The 15,062-nt window shown below is 58.2% G+C and carries 14 protein-coding genes; 7 read left to right on the top strand and 7 right to left on the bottom strand.

Going from position 1 to position 15,062, the window contains the following annotated elements; translation table 11 throughout:
* Nucleotides 1-51: 51 nt before the first annotated feature.
* On the top strand, nucleotides 52-534 hold the full coding sequence (locus AB5Y67_RS06915) for a TlpA disulfide reductase family protein (RefSeq protein ID WP_139435558.1): 483 nt from the start codon (nucleotides 52-54) through the stop codon (nucleotides 532-534).
* Between the two features lie 90 nt (nucleotides 535-624).
* On the opposite strand, the gene AB5Y67_RS06920 is transcribed toward AB5Y67_RS06915, so the two are convergent.
* Complete coding sequence (locus tag AB5Y67_RS06920; protein ID WP_005333848.1) at nucleotides 625-2,079, bottom strand: M48 family metalloprotease; 1,455 nt, start codon at nucleotides 2,077-2,079, stop codon at nucleotides 625-627.
* Nucleotides 2,080-2,200: 121 nt separating this feature from the next.
* Between AB5Y67_RS06920 and AB5Y67_RS06925 the strand changes: the two genes are divergently transcribed.
* From AB5Y67_RS06925 to AB5Y67_RS06935, 3 genes are read left to right on the top strand one after another with little or no spacing between them, the layout of a single operon-like run.
* Nucleotides 2,201-2,434 carry a sulfurtransferase TusA family protein gene (locus tag AB5Y67_RS06925; RefSeq protein WP_150997600.1) on the top strand — a complete coding sequence of 78 codons (234 nt, stop codon included), beginning with the start codon at nucleotides 2,201-2,203 and terminating at the stop codon, nucleotides 2,432-2,434.
* A 25-nt stretch (nucleotides 2,435-2,459) separates the two neighbouring features.
* A complete protein-coding gene (locus tag AB5Y67_RS06930; protein WP_199428031.1) occupies nucleotides 2,460-3,530 on the top strand; it encodes an AI-2E family transporter in 1,071 nt (356 codons plus the stop codon).
* A 35-nt stretch (nucleotides 3,531-3,565) separates the two neighbouring features.
* Nucleotides 3,566-4,372 carry a MipA/OmpV family protein gene (locus AB5Y67_RS06935; RefSeq protein ID WP_199428032.1) on the top strand — a complete coding sequence of 269 codons (807 nt, stop codon included), beginning with the start codon at nucleotides 3,566-3,568 and terminating at the stop codon, nucleotides 4,370-4,372.
* 114 nt (nucleotides 4,373-4,486) lie between these two features.
* Here AB5Y67_RS06935 and AB5Y67_RS06940 read toward each other — a convergent pair whose 3' ends face one another.
* Nucleotides 4,487-5,287, bottom strand: coding sequence for an alpha/beta fold hydrolase (locus AB5Y67_RS06940; RefSeq protein WP_199428033.1), 801 nt, complete (start codon nucleotides 5,285-5,287; stop codon nucleotides 4,487-4,489).
* A 128-nt stretch (nucleotides 5,288-5,415) separates the two neighbouring features.
* Here AB5Y67_RS06940 and ppk2 point away from each other — a divergent pair, with 128 nt between their 5' ends.
* On the top strand, nucleotides 5,416-6,231 hold the full coding sequence (ppk2, locus tag AB5Y67_RS06945) for a polyphosphate kinase 2 (RefSeq protein WP_005361444.1): 816 nt from the start codon (nucleotides 5,416-5,418) through the stop codon (nucleotides 6,229-6,231).
* 112 nt (nucleotides 6,232-6,343) lie between these two features.
* On the opposite strand, the gene AB5Y67_RS06950 is transcribed toward ppk2, so the two are convergent.
* The 5 genes from AB5Y67_RS06950 to yejK form a co-directional block, all read right to left on the bottom strand.
* Entirely contained in the window at nucleotides 6,344-7,480 is a 1,137-nt protein-coding gene (locus tag AB5Y67_RS06950; protein WP_005333867.1) for an ABC transporter ATP-binding protein, read from the bottom strand.
* 68 nt (nucleotides 7,481-7,548) lie between these two features.
* Nucleotides 7,549-8,439, bottom strand: a complete 891-nt coding sequence (gene malG / locus AB5Y67_RS06955; RefSeq protein WP_005333868.1) for a maltose ABC transporter permease MalG — start codon at nucleotides 8,437-8,439, stop codon at nucleotides 7,549-7,551.
* A 12-nt stretch (nucleotides 8,440-8,451) separates the two neighbouring features.
* On the bottom strand, nucleotides 8,452-10,104 hold the full coding sequence (gene malF, locus AB5Y67_RS06960) for a maltose ABC transporter permease MalF (protein WP_199428034.1): 1,653 nt from the start codon (nucleotides 10,102-10,104) through the stop codon (nucleotides 8,452-8,454).
* A gap of 75 nt (nucleotides 10,105-10,179) precedes the next feature.
* Nucleotides 10,180-11,361: a maltose/maltodextrin ABC transporter substrate-binding protein MalE gene (gene malE / locus AB5Y67_RS06965; RefSeq protein WP_199428035.1), complete on the bottom strand. Its 1,182-nt coding sequence runs from the start codon at nucleotides 11,359-11,361 to the stop codon at nucleotides 10,180-10,182.
* A 408-nt stretch (nucleotides 11,362-11,769) separates the two neighbouring features.
* Nucleotides 11,770-12,819, bottom strand: a complete 1,050-nt coding sequence (gene yejK, locus AB5Y67_RS06970; protein ID WP_005333872.1) for a nucleoid-associated protein YejK — start codon at nucleotides 12,817-12,819, stop codon at nucleotides 11,770-11,772.
* A 73-nt stretch (nucleotides 12,820-12,892) separates the two neighbouring features.
* Between yejK and AB5Y67_RS06975 the strand changes: the two genes are divergently transcribed.
* Together AB5Y67_RS06975 and AB5Y67_RS06980 are read left to right on the top strand one after the other, a co-directional pair.
* On the top strand, nucleotides 12,893-13,120 hold the full coding sequence (locus AB5Y67_RS06975; RefSeq protein WP_005333874.1) for a YejL family protein: 228 nt from the start codon (nucleotides 12,893-12,895) through the stop codon (nucleotides 13,118-13,120).
* Nucleotides 13,121-13,167: 47 nt separating this feature from the next.
* Nucleotides 13,168-15,018, top strand: coding sequence for a DUF3413 domain-containing protein (locus AB5Y67_RS06980; protein WP_199428036.1), 1,851 nt, complete (start codon nucleotides 13,168-13,170; stop codon nucleotides 15,016-15,018).
* Nucleotides 15,019-15,062: the final 44 nt, after the last annotated feature.

Here is a 15,062-nt window from a genome sequence, read left to right on the forward strand (position 1 = left end):
CTGATTAATCGCAAGATGGGACTAGAAACGGCGCTATTGTAGGGGAAAGTGATGGTCAGGGTAAGCGGCAGTGGAAAGGAATTGAAACGAATTTGTTGGCTGATTGTGGCTGGCCTGCTGGGCGCTTGCACGCCCGCCCCCGAATTTACCGATGCCACAGGGCAGTCGGTCAGCCTGCGCCACTTTGCCGGCAAGCCGATCCTGGTCAACTACTTCGCCCCCTGGTGCGCTCCCTGCCTGCGGGAGATGCCGCGCCTCAACGGGCTGGCAGCGGAGGGCCAGATCACAGTGGTGGCCATCAACTACGACCCGACCACGCCAGCAGAGCTGGACAAGCTGGCTGCGCAGTATCACATCAAGGTGCCGCTCCTTATTGCCAATGAAGATGCCAGGCTCCCCTTCCCTCGCCCAAGCGGCCTGCCCACCAGCTATCTGCTCGATAGCGAGGGCAAGCTCAAGCAGACGCTGGTCGGCGAGCTCGACCAGCAGCAGATCGAGATGCTCAAGGCGACCGCCAGCAGCATGAGTCACTAGCCCATCGCTGCTATCACCGTCCCCCACCTCAACGCCACCGCCATAAACAACAAGGGCGCACCAGAGTGCGCCCTTGTTTGATAGGTTTTGTTAGCCCTTGAGGCTGTCGAGATCCTTCTTGGCCCGCTCCAGCTCGGTGATGCGCGCCTCCAGACGAGCCAGGGTCATCCGGTCGCTGGTGGTACCGCGTGCCACGATCAGCTCGTCGATGGCCGCCTGATAATCCCCGCGCAGTGCGAGCATCTCGGCCCGCGCCATATGCAGCTCGGTCATTCTGCCTGCCTTGCGATAGGCATCGGCCAGCAGGTTCCAGGCCAGATTGTTCTCCTCATGGGCACGGGCATAGGGGTCGAGGATGGCGATGGACTTCTTGTAGTTGCCGCTCTCGAGGTAGGCGTTGCCGAGGTTGACCACCACCACTTCGTTATCCGGCATCCGGCTGCGGAACTTCTCGAGGCGCGCGATGGCCTGGGCACTGCGCCCCTTGGCCAGATCGATGTCGGTCTGGGCATCGACGATAAAGAGATCTTCCGGATGACGGGCCGCCAGCTCCTGCATCAGGGTATCCGCCTCGTCGGTGCGCTTGAGCTGGATCAGCGCCAGCGCCTTGCCATAGATGGCGGCATCCTTGAGCGGATAATCCCCCTTCTGGATCCGGCTATCGAAGTAGCTCAGCAGTCCCTGAGGGGTATCGGTACCAAAACGCACCTGAATCCGCACCTTGGCCAGCCAGAAGTCGAGGCTGGGCGGCAAGTCGCGGCGGCCATAGCTGCCTGCACGGGCGCGTGCCTCGCTGATCCGGGTCTCCGGCAGCGGGTGAGTGAGCAGCATTTCCGGCGGCTTGCTGGCGTAACGGTATTCGGCAGCCAGTTTCTGGAAAAAGTTGGCCATCCCCATGGGGTCGAAACCGGCATCATAGAGGGTCTTCATGCCAATGCGATCCGCTTCATATTCGTTGTCGCGGGTGTAGTTGATGGCCGACTGCATGGAGAGGCCCAGCGTGGTCTGCAGCGCGGCGATACCGGCAGTCGGATTGATCACTGCCAGCGCGATGGAGCCCACCAGACCAGCCAGGGTCACTGCCGAGCTGCTCGCCTGCGCTTCCATATAACGGGCGATATGGCGCTGGGTCACGTGGGTGATTTCGTGGGCCAGTACCGAGGCCAGCTCACTCTCGCTGTCGGCGTAGAGGAAGAGGCCGGTGTGCACCTTGACTCGCCCGCCGAGGAAGGCGGCCGCGTTGATGCTGGGATCATTGATGAGGAAGAAGGTAAACGGGAAACGCACCCCATCGGCGTTGGTCAGCAGTCGCTGACCCAGATCATCAATGTACTGGCTCAGCACCGGATCATCGATGATCGGCAGACCCGCACGGGCAAAGCGCATAAAGGCGTTGCCGTAACGCACTTCCTGCTCGATGGGCAGGGCAGCAACCCCGGCCGTGCCGATGTCGGGAAGCTGATTGTTGGCCTCGGCATGAAACGTGGCGCCCATCAGGGAAGCCAGCAGGGGAAGCGATGCCATCAGGGGGGAAAAACGTGCCACGTTATCTCTATCTCCATCAGAAAGGGCCTCGGCAGAATACCCTTGCCCATCAAGGGCTACAAGCGTTGTTTCATGCTCTTATCACGGCCATAATAGCGGCCACCTGCCTGATGGAGCCCCCATGGAAATTCTCGACCTGACCCCCTGGCGTTGCCCCGAGCCGCTGATCCGGCTCAAGCTCTGGTTAAGGGAGGCCCAAAGCGGTCAAACCGTCACCATCCGGCTGGCCGATGCGGGCTCCCGGCAGGATATTCCGGCCTATCTGCACCGTCAGGGCCACCATGTCGAGATGCAGCAAGAAGCGGACAAAACCCTCTCTTTGCAGTTGGTTGTCGGGGCGAAACAACCATCTTGAGCCCCAGTGATGTAAGGATGCCGTCATGTTAGAAGTATTGAAGCGCTGGTATCAGACCCGTTTTTCCGATCCCGATGCCGTTACCCTTTTCCTGTTGCTGGTGTTCTGCTTCACCATCATTTGGCTGTTTGGCGATCTGCTGGCCCCCCTGCTGGTGGCGCTGGTAATGGCCTATCTGCTGGAGTGGCCGGTCGCCCGGCTGCAAAAAGCGGGGCTGTCGCGCACCTTGGCCACCAGCGTCATTCTGATCCTCTTTATTGCGGTAGCAGTCGCCTCCTTGCTGGGTCTTATCCCGACGTTGGTCAGTCAGGGGATCAATCTGGCCAAAGAGGCGCCGGCCATGCTGACCCACGCTCAGGATTATGTCCGCACCCTGCCGGACAAATACCCCGAGCTCATCGACATCAGTCTGGTGGAGACCGTCATCGACAATATTCGCCAGCGCATCCTCAGTGGCGGCGAGCATCTGGTGAGCGCCTCCCTCAGTTCGCTGGTCAACGTGGTCGCCATCATGATCTACCTCATTCTGGTACCGCTGATGGTCTTCTTTATGCTCAAAGACAAGCGGGTACTGATGGGCAGCCTGCGCCGCTTCCTGCCGCGCAACCGCACCCTGGTCAACCGGGTGTGGGTGGAGATGAACAACCAGATCATCAACTACATCCGCGGCAAGGTGATCGAGATCCTCATCGTCGGCATCGCCACCTATGTTCCCTTCGCCCTGATGGGACTGCGCTACTCGGTGCTGCTGGCGGTCGCGGTCGGCTTCTCGGTGCTGATCCCTTATATCGGCGCCGCCGTGGTGACGGTTCCGGTAGCCATGGTCGCCCTGTTCCAGTGGGGGCTCACCCCCGAATTCGCCTGGCTGATGGTGGCCTATCTGGTCATTCAGGCCCTCGATGGCAACCTGCTGGTGCCGGTGCTTTTCTCGGAAGCGGTCAACCTCCATCCGGTGGCCATCATCATCGCCGTGCTGGTCTTCGGCGGCTTGTGGGGATTCTGGGGAGTCTTCTTCGCCATTCCCCTCGCCACCCTGGTCAAGGCGGTGATCAATGCCTGGCCAAAACGCGAAGAGATGCCCAGTGCCGCAAAATAACCTGCTTCCCCTGCAATCGTGACAACGGAGTGTCCATGACCTTTTTTCGTCAAATCAGAGCGGCAGGGCTGACGGCCCTGCTCCTCGCTGCCGCCATGTCCGTCCGCGCCGATATCGATCTTGGCGCCATGGATCTGCTCACCAGCGACAGTCCTACCAGCCCGGTGCCACAGGGCTTTGTCGCCGGTGCAGCGCTCATCGGGGGACAGGCCCGTTATGAAGCACAAGATAACAGCCTCTACGCCATCCCCGGCTTTATCTATTTTGGCGACCAGTTCATGTTTCTGGGGGATCGGGCCCGCTACTACTTCCACAAGGATGAGAACGTGGCCCTCTACGGCTATGGCCGGGTCCGTTTTGGCAATCTGGATCCCGAGGACTCTCCGGCCTTTACTGGCATGGAGCAGCGAAAATGGCAGCTGGAAGGCGGGATCGGTGGCAACATCATCACCCCCTACGCCCTGCTGACCGTGCGGGCCAACAGCGATGTCACCGGCCGCAGCAAGGGGCAGGAACTGCTGCTGTGGGCCGACTTCCCCATCCTGCGCGACAACCTGCTGATCATGCCGGGGATGGGGCTGATGCTGCGCAGCGACAAGATGGCCAACTACTACTTCGGCGGCATCTCCGAGAGCGAGGCGACTGCCCAGCGGCCCGCTTGGGATACCGGTACCACCCTATCCCCGATGGCGGCCCTCATCACCAGCTACCGCTTCAGCCCCAACTGGATTGGCATGTTTGCCATGAACTACGAATGGTATGATCGGGACATCAAAAACAGCCCCATCGTCCAGCACGATGGCGAGCTCTATGCGGGTTTTGCGCTGGGCTATATCTGGTAACGGTTATGAGTCTTGAACCGTGAGACACGACCAAACAAAAGGGAGCCCTTGGCTCCCTTTTTCACGGCCATCATCAGGCTGGTAGTACAGCCTGCTCAGGCGTCCAATTCAGGCTTACAGCGTCGCCAGAAACTCGGTCAGCTGCTGATTGACGAAGGCCGGATTTTCCAGCGACGAGATGTGGCCAGCCATCGGGATCTCCCTGAACGGGCAACCCAGCACCTCGGCCATCAGATAGCCCTCCAGCACCGGACGGGCCTTGTCCTCGCAGCCGGTCATCACCAGTGCGGGAGTGGTGATCTCCTCCAGCCACTCGATACGATCTTCGCGGGTCACAAAGCTGCGGCCCACCGCCACCATGGCGGCAATCTTCTCCTTTGGCCAGGCGGCAAGACGCGCCTTGAAACCGCTCATCAGCGCCTCATCAGGCTGATTGGCAAAAAAGAGCGGCGCCACCTGTTCGACGATGGGCGCCGGCACGGTGCCAAGCTGCTCGATCATCGCCAGCATGCCGAGGTAGCGCTCGCAGGTGATCTGCGGCTCGAGGCCGACAAAACTATCCATCAGCACCAGACCCTTAAGGCGGTTTGGCACCATGCGCGCCAGCTCCACACCCCACATGCCACCGATGGAGAGGCCCACCAGTACGAACTCGTTGACCCCGAGGGCATCGAGCAGCGCCAGGTGATCCCGCGCCAGCGTCGCCAGGGTGCAGCCACCTTCGGGGAGCAGGTCGGAATCACCGTGGCCCCACAGCTCGGGAACGATGCAGCGATAGCTGCCCTTGAGCGCCTCAATTTGCGGCGCCCACATGGCGCTGTCCCACAGATAGCTGTGACCAAACAGCAGTACCGGCCCTTGTCCTTCATCCAGATAGGCCATCCGGCGGCCCGCTATCTCCATAAAATGCTTCATGTTATCTCCTGTTGCCAGCGATGGGCGGGCAGTGTATCACGTCCCCCTTGGCAGGTGACGCCTCCCTGGTGCAAGCTGACAGTGACTCAAAGCAGTCACCCATGAAAGGATGCCAAAAGGAGAAGCCTATGGCGAAGGAGAAGAGCAAGAAGCGGCCGCGTCTGGACAAGAAGTGCTACGAGCACCACCTTGCCCATCTGCAGGAGGAGCTGGTCAAGCTGCAGGAGTGGGTCAAGCAGGAGGGGTTAAAGGTAGTGGTACTGTTCGAAGGACGGGACGCCGCCGGTAAAGGGGGCGTCATCAAGGCGATTACCGAACCGCTCAACCCCCGGGTCTGCCGGGTCACGGCGCTGCCCGCCCCCTCCGATCGGGAGCGATCCCAGTGGTACTTTCAGCGTTATGTGGCCCACCTGCCCGCCGCTGGCGAGATGGTGCTGTTTGACCGTTCCTGGTACAACCGGGCCGGAGTCGAGCGGGTGATGGGATTTTGCAGCGACGCCGAGTATCGCGAGTTTCTGCGCGCCTGCCCCGAGTTTGAGCGGATGCTGATCCGCTCCGGCATCACCTTGATCAAATACTGGTTCTCGGTCAGCGATGAGGAGCAGGAGAAGCGCTTCAAGGAGCGGATAAATACGCCCATCAAGCGCTGGAAGTTCAGCCCGATGGATTTGCAATCCCGGTCACGCTGGGTGGAATACTCCCGCGCCAAGGATGACATGTTCACCTACACCGACACCGAGGATTGCCCCTGGTTCGTAGTGGAGGCAGATGACAAACGCCGTGCCCGGCTCAACTGCATCGCCCATCTGCTGAGCAAGGTGCCCTACGAGGCGATCCACTACGAGCCTATCAAGCTCCCCCCCATCAAGACCGAAGGGTATGAGCGCCCGCCGCTGGCCAGCCAGACCTTTGTGCCCGATATTACCGCCGAACTCGAGGCTTGAACCGGGCTACCTTGCCTATCTGCATGTTCCAATCGCAGGCAATAAAAAGCCGGTCTGACGACCGGCAAAAAGGCATTGATTATTAAGAAAGGAAAACCAGCACAACAAAAAATCAGGTACGGATATATTTGGCGGTACGGGGGAACGCCTGCTCCTTGGCATCGAACAGGTAGCAGGCTTCGGCCGGGATACCCACGCTGTAGGTCTGACCGGTCGCCACATCCACATCCGAGGTGGCCTTGACGGTAAAGTCGTGACCATCCACATCCATATAAACGAAGGACTCGGCGCCCAGGTGCTCGGCCACCTGCACGATCCCGCTCACCTTGCTGTGCGCATGGGGGTGATCCAGCGGCATCAGGTGCTCGGGGCGAATACCCAGCTCCACCTTGTCACCCACAGCGCCACTGCGGGCATCGACCCGAGCCCGCACGGTATCGCCAGAGGTCAACTTGACCAGGCACTCCTGCTCGCCAATCTCCAGCAACTCGCCCGCCAGGAAGTTCATCTTGGGAGAGCCGATAAAGCCCGCCACGAACTTGTTGTCCGGGTTGTGGTAGAGATCCAGCGGTGAACCGAACTGTTCCAGGTTGGTGGCAGCTTCGGCCTTGAGCGGGCTCAGCACAACAATCTTGTCGGCCAGGGTCATCGCTTCCACCTGATCGTGGGTCACGTAGATGATGGTGGAGTTAAGCTCTTTGTGCAGCTTGGCGATCTCGATCCGCATCTTGACCCGCAGCGCGGCATCCAGGTTGGAGAGCGGTTCGTCAAACAGGAACACCTGCGGCTGCTGCACGATGGAGCGACCGATGGCGACCCGCTGACGCTGACCACCGGAGAGCGCCTTGGGCTTTCTGTCCAGCAGCGGCTCAAGACCCAGGATCTCGGCGGCGCGCATCACCCTCTTGTGGATGTTCTCCTTGTCCATTTTCTTGAGCTTCAGACCAAAGGCCATGTTCTCGTAGATGTTCATGTGCGGATAAAGGGCGTAGGACTGGAACACCATGCCGACGTTGCGCTCTACCGGCGGTACGTCGTTCATGTAGCGACCGCCGATGGTCAGCTCACCGCTGGTGATGTCTTCCAGACCCGCGATCATCCGCAGCAGGGTGGATTTGCCACAGCCGGACGGGCCGACGAAGACAATGAACTCCCCTTCCTTGATGGAGAGGTTGATGTTGCGCAGGGTGTCCTTGTGAACAGCCGGATCGTAATTTTTGCGAACGTTGTTGAGTACTACTTCAGCCATGACGAGCTCCGCTCTTGAATCTTTGCAAATCGTGATAGCGGGGGGAGTCAGCTCCCCCGGCCATAAACTTAACCTTTCACACCACCGGCGGTCAGACCGCCAACCAACCAGCGCTGTGCCAACAGGAAGACCACTGTGATGGGGAAACCGGAGAGCACTGCAGCCGCCGCGAAATCACCCCACAGATAATTCTGCGGATAGAGGTACTGCTGGGCCCCGACCGCCAGGGTCAGATTGTTCACATCCTGCAGCAGGATGGAGGCCATGGGCACCTCGGTAATGGAGCCGATAAAGGCCAGAATAAACACTACCGCCAGGATGGGCACCGACAGGGGCAACAGGATCAGACGGAATGCCTGCCACGGGGTCGCACCGTCGATGGCCGCCGCCTCCTCCAGGGAGGAGTCGATGGTCTCGAAGTAGCCCTTGATGGTCCAGACGTGGAGGGCGATACCACCCATGTACGCCAGGATCAGGCCACCGTGGGTATTGAGACCCAGCCAGGGGATGTAGTCACCAATCTTGTTAAAGAGCGCGTAGATGGCTACCAGTGCCAGCACTGCCGGGAACATCTGGAAAATCAGCATGCCCTGCAGGATGGTGGACTTGCCACGAAAACGCAGGCGGGCAAAGGCGTAGGCACAGGTGGTGGAGAGCGTCACGATCATCAGGGCAGTGATGCCGGCGATCTTGATGGAGTTCCACAACCAGGTCAGCACCGGGAACGGCGGCGGCGTGATGCTGCCGTCGGCGTTGGTGATAGACATGCCCAGCGCCAGCTTCCAGTGATCCAGCGTCGGATTGGAGGGGATGATCTCCCCTACCGCGAAGTTACCGTTACGGAACGAGATGGCGATAACCATGATCAACGGGAAGATGATCAGCGCCAGGAAGCCCCACATGACCAGGTGGGTTGCCCACACCCGGTATTTGACTGATTTGGGTTGTACGATTGCCATGTTGAAGCCTCCTTACAGCTGCTTGTCGGCTTTGGACAATTTCAGGTTGAGCAGCGCCAGCGCACCTACGATGAGGAAGATGGCGGTGGCGATGGCACTGGCCAGACCGTAGTCCTGACCACCCGATCCCTGGAACGCAATCCGGTAGGTATAACTCACCAGCAAGTCGGTGGTACCGGCCGGGGTGCTGGCGCCGATGATGTCGGGCGCACCGTTGGTCAACAACTGGATAAGCACGAAGTTGTTGAAGTTGAAGGCGAACGAGGCAATCAACAGCGGTGTCAGCGGCTTCATCAGCAGCGGCACGGTGATCTTGAAGAAGTTCTGTACCGGGCCGGCACCGTCCATGGCTGACGCTTCATAGAGATCTTCCGGAATGGCTTTGAGCAGGCCCATGCAGAGGATCATCATGTAGGGGTAGCCGAGCCAGGTGTTGACAATCAGGATCATCACCTTGGCCAGGAAGGGGTTGGTATACCAGTCCGGTTTGATGCCAAACGCAGCTTCCAGGAACATGTTGATCTCACCGAAGTTCTGGTTGAACAACCCCTTGAACACCAGGATGGAGATAAACGCCGGAATCGCATAGGGCAGGATCAACATGACCCGATAGAAACCGCGCCCCTTGAGCTCTTCCCACTGCACCAGACAGGCCAGCACCATGCCGATAGCCAAGGTGAAAGCGACGGAGCAGGTTGAGAAGATCACAGTCCAGATGAAGATCTGCAGGAAGGGTGACTGGATGCCCGGATCGGTGACGATGCGCGCGAAATTCTTCCAACCGACGCTCACCACAAAGCCCGGAGCAATACCCTTGCCGACAAACTGACCCTGTTCGTCGATGTACTGATAGAAGCCGGTCTCACCATTGGGCAGCATCAGCTCGCCATTCTGGGTATCACGCAGCAGGTTGCTGTCTTTGATCACCACGCCGGACTTGAGCACGGCACCATCCATCAGACGGGTGTAGTGCTGCTTCTGGGCGGCAAACTTGCGCAGGCTGCTCAGGGTCAGGTGGGTACCGCCATCCGGCAGTACCAGATCAAGGTCACTCAGGTGAGTACGATGCTCAACAATGGCGCGGATCGGTGCGGCCTTGCTGGTCGCTTCGCCAGTGAAGGGCTGCAGCTCGACCACTTGCTGGGTGTTCTGCACACGGCCCTCGCGGGACGCCAGCTCACGGGCCTTGTTGGTCATCAGGGAAACAGGTTGGCTGATAAAGGATTGATCATCCTGTGTCAGCAGCAGCTGGAACTGGCCGTTGTCGCCACCCAGCAGGGTAAAATCGAATTCACCGCCCGCCACCTTGTAGGTTTTCTTCAGGTGGTAGTCCCGCGCCTGCTCCACGGAGAGCAAGTTGGACCCCGAATAGTTGGTGAAGGCAATGCCAATGGTGTAGGCAAGAGGGAAGATGATAAACACAACCATGCCCGCAACACCCGGAAAGATGTAGCGATGGGCATAGGTCTTCTTGTTCATGAAGACATACAGACCGACGGAAACCACCACCAGATCCAGCAGCGCGAATACCCACTCGCCACTGGCGTACATCATCACGGCTGCGTAGCCGTTGAGGATGGCAACCAGGGCCGCTATGGTCCACTTAAGCCAGGTGTGCTTATCCTTCGGACCGGCATAGGACTCAACAGAAGGTACTACTTCCATGCCAATTAACCTTTATAACGCCAAGAGAGATTTGAGAGAGTGGGAGGCCATGACGGCCTCCCGGGTAGTGCGTGCTTACTGAACGATACGCTTGGCAGCGGTATCCAGAGCTTCGTCAACACCCTGACGACCGGAGGTCACGTTCTTGAGGGCAGTTTCGAAGGAAGACCAGAAACGGCTCATCTCGGGAACGGATGGCATCGGCTCGCCAGCTTGGGCGTTCAGCATGGTGGCCTTGATGTGCGGATCGGATTCCAGGGTCTTCTGGAAGGATTTCAGCGCAACGGCACCCAGCGGCTTGTCGGCGTTAACCGGCGCCAGACCGGCATCAGTCAGCAGGTAGTTTTCCAGGAACTCGATAGCCAGATCCTTGTTCGGGCTGGCGGCGTTGATGGTGGCACCCAGTACGCCAACGAAGGCTTTGGCCGGCTTGCCGTTCAGGGTCGGCAGCGGCGCTACGCCGTACTTGATGCCGCTCTTGTCCAGGTTGCTCCAGGCCCAGGGACCATTGATCATCATGGCCACTTCGCCCTTGTTGAACTTGGCGTCCATCACACCGTAGTCGATGCCTTTTTCCAGGTGACCGGACTTGATCATCTCGGAGATGTAGCCCACGCCCATCTTGGCACCTGCGTTGTTCACGCCGGTATCTTTGACGTCATAACCGGTAGCGGTTTTCTTGAAGGCGTAACCACCGTTGGCAGCCACCAGCGGATAGCTGAAGTACGGGGTGTCATAAGCCCACATGATGGCGCGCTTGCCGTTTTTCTTCAGAGTCTCGTCAATCTTGGCGATCTCTTCGAAGGTTTTCGGCGGCTCGGGCAGCAGGTCCTTGTTATAAATCAGGCTGACTGCTTCCATGGCAACCGGGTAGCCATAGGTTTTGCCATCAACAGTCATGGCATCCCATGCCAGCTGTTCAAATTTGGCTTTGGTGGCAGCGTTCGGCGTTACCGGAACCAGCAAACCGGCTTTGACCCACTCACCGTAACGGTCGTGAGCCCAGAAGAAGATGTCCGGGCCGTTGCCAGTGGCGGCGGCTTGCTGGAATTTCACTTCAACCTGATCCGGGTGAGCCACAGTAACCTTGATGCCGGTTTCTGCTTCAAACTTCTTACCCACTTCAGCCAGACCGTTGTATCCCTTGTCACCGTTGATCCAGATGGTCAGCTGGCCTTCATCGATGGCAGCAGTAGCAGAGCAAGCGACGCCAAGAGTGGCCAGACCGATCAGGGATGACAGCAATTTCTTTTTCATGAGCCTTTCCTTGTATTAGTTCCGCGCTGTAAGAGCATTGTGTGCGAGATGAATATTATCCCAAGCGGCAAACGGCTCACATGACGCAACTCGCATTTTTGAAATGCAATTACGTATTTCCTTCCAGAAAGTTTTGAAAACATTTTCTTATTTCAGGGAATTACGGCCATTTATCGGCTTAATTCCAGACAACCACAGAATAATAATTACCAAAATGAAATAAAATTTCATGAATGAAAGGGTTTTCACCTCAATGAAAACCCTTTCAGGTGGTTTATTTTGTTTGATTTGTTAACAAAGTACCGCGCCAGTTTCGAGGTCTGCCCAGGCGCGATAAAAAAAGAGACCCCGCCGGGGCGGAGTCTCTTTTTGCCAGAAATGACGAGTTGATCACACTCGGGAGCATGACTACGACTGGCGCAGCAGCTGATCCTTGAGATTGGGCGGCACACCCTTGATGGTCAGGGTGTCGGTCTGGGGATCGTAAAAGATCCGGCTGTTCAACAGCTTCTGCTCAAAGCTCAGAGTCAGACCGCCGCCGGAGCCAACAAACTTGGTCAAACCACGCAGGGTAGACCGATCCGCCGGGAAGCGCTCTTCCAGCTCATACTCCTGACCGATAAAGCTGTAAAAATCGAGGTCACCGTCACCAGGCAATTCTGCAGACAGCTCCTTGATTTCGATCTCTTCACCGGCGCTCGCCTGTTCGGTGCAATATTTGAAGACCTGCTTTTTATAGTCATTGCGCTCGGTCGGTTCGAGCTGACGACTGTCGCAATAATCTTCGACCGCCTGCAGCAAGCCTTTATTTTGTACCTTGGCATCCATGCCCTCGCGGGCACCCAGCAGATCCATAAAGAAGTCGCCCAGTTTGCGACCAATGCGCCCCTTGCTGAAGGTGATATAGCGGCGCGAATCAGGTTGGGTTTTCCATTCGGTCAAATCAATGCGGGCCACCAGATTGAGTTTGCCGATATCCAGATACTGGATATGGCGTAATTCCAGCGCTTCGCTGACGGTGACGCTCTCCTTGCCCTCCAGCAGGGCAATCAGCAGATAATCGACCCCGACGTAGTTATATTTGGCAAACAGCAGCACCCCCTGCTCATCGAGGGCGTGCTCCACCAGCTGCTTGACCAGCATCTGGGTCACAGTGACCGAGAAGGGGACGAATTCGGTCTGCTCGTCGAGCAGCTGTTCGAGGGCGATACGAAACGCGGGTGAAGGCTGCTTGGGAGCCTCTTCACCGTCGGCCAGCTCGGCGACGGCGGCCTCGGGGTCGGCAAAGAAGCCAAAGCCCTTGCCGCCCTTGCCGTTGTAGATCCGATGCAGTTCCGCCATCAGTCCCTGTACCGCCTCATCAGGGGGCAGGGTCTGGCTGCGGGTATCGGCGTGGGGTTGACCATCGCCGCCCTGGCGCAAGGAGTGAAGAATGATCTTGTCGATATCGAGACTCATGTCACAAAGCCATAGTGTTAGCCGAAAGGGTGAAGTATTATAAGGCGCTTTGAACCGAGATGAACTGAAGATTATGCCTATCGTATCAAAGTACAATAACGAGCAATTTGACGCCCTGATGAACGACCTGATCACCGCGCTGGAAAAGCATAAAGCGCCGGTAGATCTCAGCCTTATGGTGCTTGGCAATCTGACCACCAATATCATCAACGGTATGGCACCGGCCCAACGCCAGGCCATCACTGAAAAGTTTGTCCAGGCCCTGACCGCATCGGTCGATAATCGCCACGACGCACACTGAGTCCCCGACTCTGTTGATTTGACGTTTCTCAACGCAGATGGATCACTATGGTCGAAACCGGTAACCCCTATCGTGATAATGTCTCTCGCCTGATCACCTGGGGGCATTGGTTCTCCTTCTTCAACATTATTCTGGCCATGCTCATCGCCACCCGTTATCTGGGTGCCATCAGCTGGCCATCGACCACGCTTGGCGTGATCTATCTCGTTGTAAGCTGGATTGGCCACTTCTCGTTTCTGAGTTTTGTCACCTACCTGTTGACGATCTTCCCGCTCAGCTTCGTGCTGCCCAAGGAGAAGTCGTTGCGGTTCATCTCGGCCATCATCGCTACCCTGGCGCTGGTGCTGCTGCTGATCGACACCCAGGTATTCCGGCTGTTCAAGTTCCACCTCAACAGTCAGGTATGGCAGTTGCTGCTGGATCAGGCGCAAACCGAAGAGGGCTCAATCTGGAGCATCATCTTCGTTGCCGTGCCCACCATCTTCCTGCTGCAACTGCTGCTGTCGGCCTATGTCTGGCGCAAGATCAACAAGCGCAAGCGCCGCCAGTACGGCAATCAGGTGGGGCTGGCCCTGCTGATCTGCTTTATTCTGACCCACGTGGTTAACAGCTGGGCGGATGCGACCCTCTATCAGCCGATCACCATGCAGAGAGCCAACTTCCCCCTCTCCTACCCCATGACGGCCCGCTCCTTCCTGGCCAAACATGGCTGGCTGGATCTGGATCAGTACGAGAAGCAGGCGGCCTCCCAGGGTGATAACAGCGACAGCCGGATGCACTACCCGCTGCGCCCGCTTAACGTCAACGCCCCCCTGACTCACAACAATCTGCTGATTGTGGTGGTCGACTCATTGCGTTTTGACATGCTCAACAACATCAACATGCCCAATCTGCAGCGCTATGCGGATCAGCATCTGACGTTCCGCAATCACCTGAGTGGCGGCAACGACGACCTGATGGGCATGTTCAGCCTCTTCTACGGGTTGCCCGGTCACTACTACAAGGACATCAGCAGCGACAAGCGTCCGCCGGTGCTGTTCGACGAGATGCTGCGCCAGGATTACCAGTTCGGGCTGTTCGGCGCGATGGAAGATGCCCAGAAGTATCGCAAGAGCATCCTCGCCGGTCTGCGCAAACAGGTGTTTGTCTCCGAGCAGAGTGACGATGGCAAGCTGCTGACCGACTGGCAACAGTGGCTGGAGAAGCGCTCTCCCGAGCGTCCCTGGTTCTCGCTGGTCTATCTCTCGAGCCCCGGCGACTACCAGTTACCCGCCACCATGAAGGGGCCGTTCCAACCGGAGCTTGCCAACTTCAATCCGGCGACCGCCTATCGGGCGGAGAACCTGCAAAAACTGGAAAACCGCTACAAGAACTCGGTCTTCTATACCGACCAGTTGCTTGAGCAGATGCTGACCAAATTGCAGTCGCAGGGGATGGACAGCAACACCATCGTCGTCATCACCTCCAACCACGGTCAGGAGTTCAACGACACCCGCAGCAACAGCTGGGGCGCAGGCAGCAACTACTCACCCTATCAGGTGCAGGTACCGCTGGTACTGGCCTGGCCGGGGCGCGGCAGTGACGTTCGGGAACAACCAAGCAGCCATTTTGATCTGGCGCCGACCCTGATGCAGGGGATGCTGGGCGTGCGCAATCCGGCGCGCGATTACAGCGTTGGCCGCTCGCTGTTTGATACCAGCCCGCGCAACTGGCTGCTGGCCGGGGATCAGAACGACTTCGCCATCTATGAAGGGGAGACCATCACCCACTTCAACAAGCAGGGTGACTTCGAGCTGCTGGAGCGCAACAGCTATCGCCCGCTCAAGCACGGCACCCCGGATATGGGCGCCATGATCCAGGTGATGAACGAGCTGAACCGCTTCTATCGCAACCAGTGAAGCGCCCGTTGATGGCTTGATACCATAAAAAACGCCCCGAATTC

It is taken from the genome of Aeromonas sp. s12, from assembly GCF_040907925.1.
GTDB classification, from domain to species: Bacteria; Pseudomonadota; Gammaproteobacteria; order Enterobacterales; family Aeromonadaceae; genus Aeromonas; species Aeromonas veronii.

What these genes read in the sequence shown, in the direction of transcription:
- malG (WP_005333868.1), bottom strand. Translation starts at nt 8,439, where the DNA reads ATGGCAATCGTACAACCCAAATCAGTCAAATACCGGGTGTGGGCAACC.
- AB5Y67_RS06930 (WP_199428031.1), top strand. Translation starts at nt 2,460, where the DNA reads ATGTTAGAAGTATTGAAGCGCTGGTATCAGACCCGTTTTTCCGATCCC.
- yejK (WP_005333872.1), bottom strand. Translation starts at nt 12,819, where the DNA reads ATGAGTCTCGATATCGACAAGATCATTCTTCACTCCTTGCGCCAGGGC.
- AB5Y67_RS06925 (WP_150997600.1), top strand. Translation starts at nt 2,201, where the DNA reads ATGGAAATTCTCGACCTGACCCCCTGGCGTTGCCCCGAGCCGCTGATC.
- AB5Y67_RS06915 (WP_139435558.1), top strand. Translation starts at nt 52, where the DNA reads ATGGTCAGGGTAAGCGGCAGTGGAAAGGAATTGAAACGAATTTGTTGG.
- malE (WP_199428035.1), bottom strand. Translation starts at nt 11,361, where the DNA reads ATGAAAAAGAAATTGCTGTCATCCCTGATCGGTCTGGCCACTCTTGGC.
- AB5Y67_RS06935 (WP_199428032.1), top strand. Translation starts at nt 3,566, where the DNA reads ATGACCTTTTTTCGTCAAATCAGAGCGGCAGGGCTGACGGCCCTGCTC.
- malF (WP_199428034.1), bottom strand. Translation starts at nt 10,104, where the DNA reads ATGGAAGTAGTACCTTCTGTTGAGTCCTATGCCGGTCCGAAGGATAAG.
- AB5Y67_RS06940 (WP_199428033.1), bottom strand. Translation starts at nt 5,287, where the DNA reads ATGAAGCATTTTATGGAGATAGCGGGCCGCCGGATGGCCTATCTGGAT.
- ppk2 (WP_005361444.1), top strand. Translation starts at nt 5,416, where the DNA reads ATGGCGAAGGAGAAGAGCAAGAAGCGGCCGCGTCTGGACAAGAAGTGC.
- AB5Y67_RS06975 (WP_005333874.1), top strand. Translation starts at nt 12,893, where the DNA reads ATGCCTATCGTATCAAAGTACAATAACGAGCAATTTGACGCCCTGATG.
- AB5Y67_RS06950 (WP_005333867.1), bottom strand. Translation starts at nt 7,480, where the DNA reads ATGGCTGAAGTAGTACTCAACAACGTTCGCAAAAATTACGATCCGGCT.
- AB5Y67_RS06980 (WP_199428036.1), top strand. Translation starts at nt 13,168, where the DNA reads ATGGTCGAAACCGGTAACCCCTATCGTGATAATGTCTCTCGCCTGATC.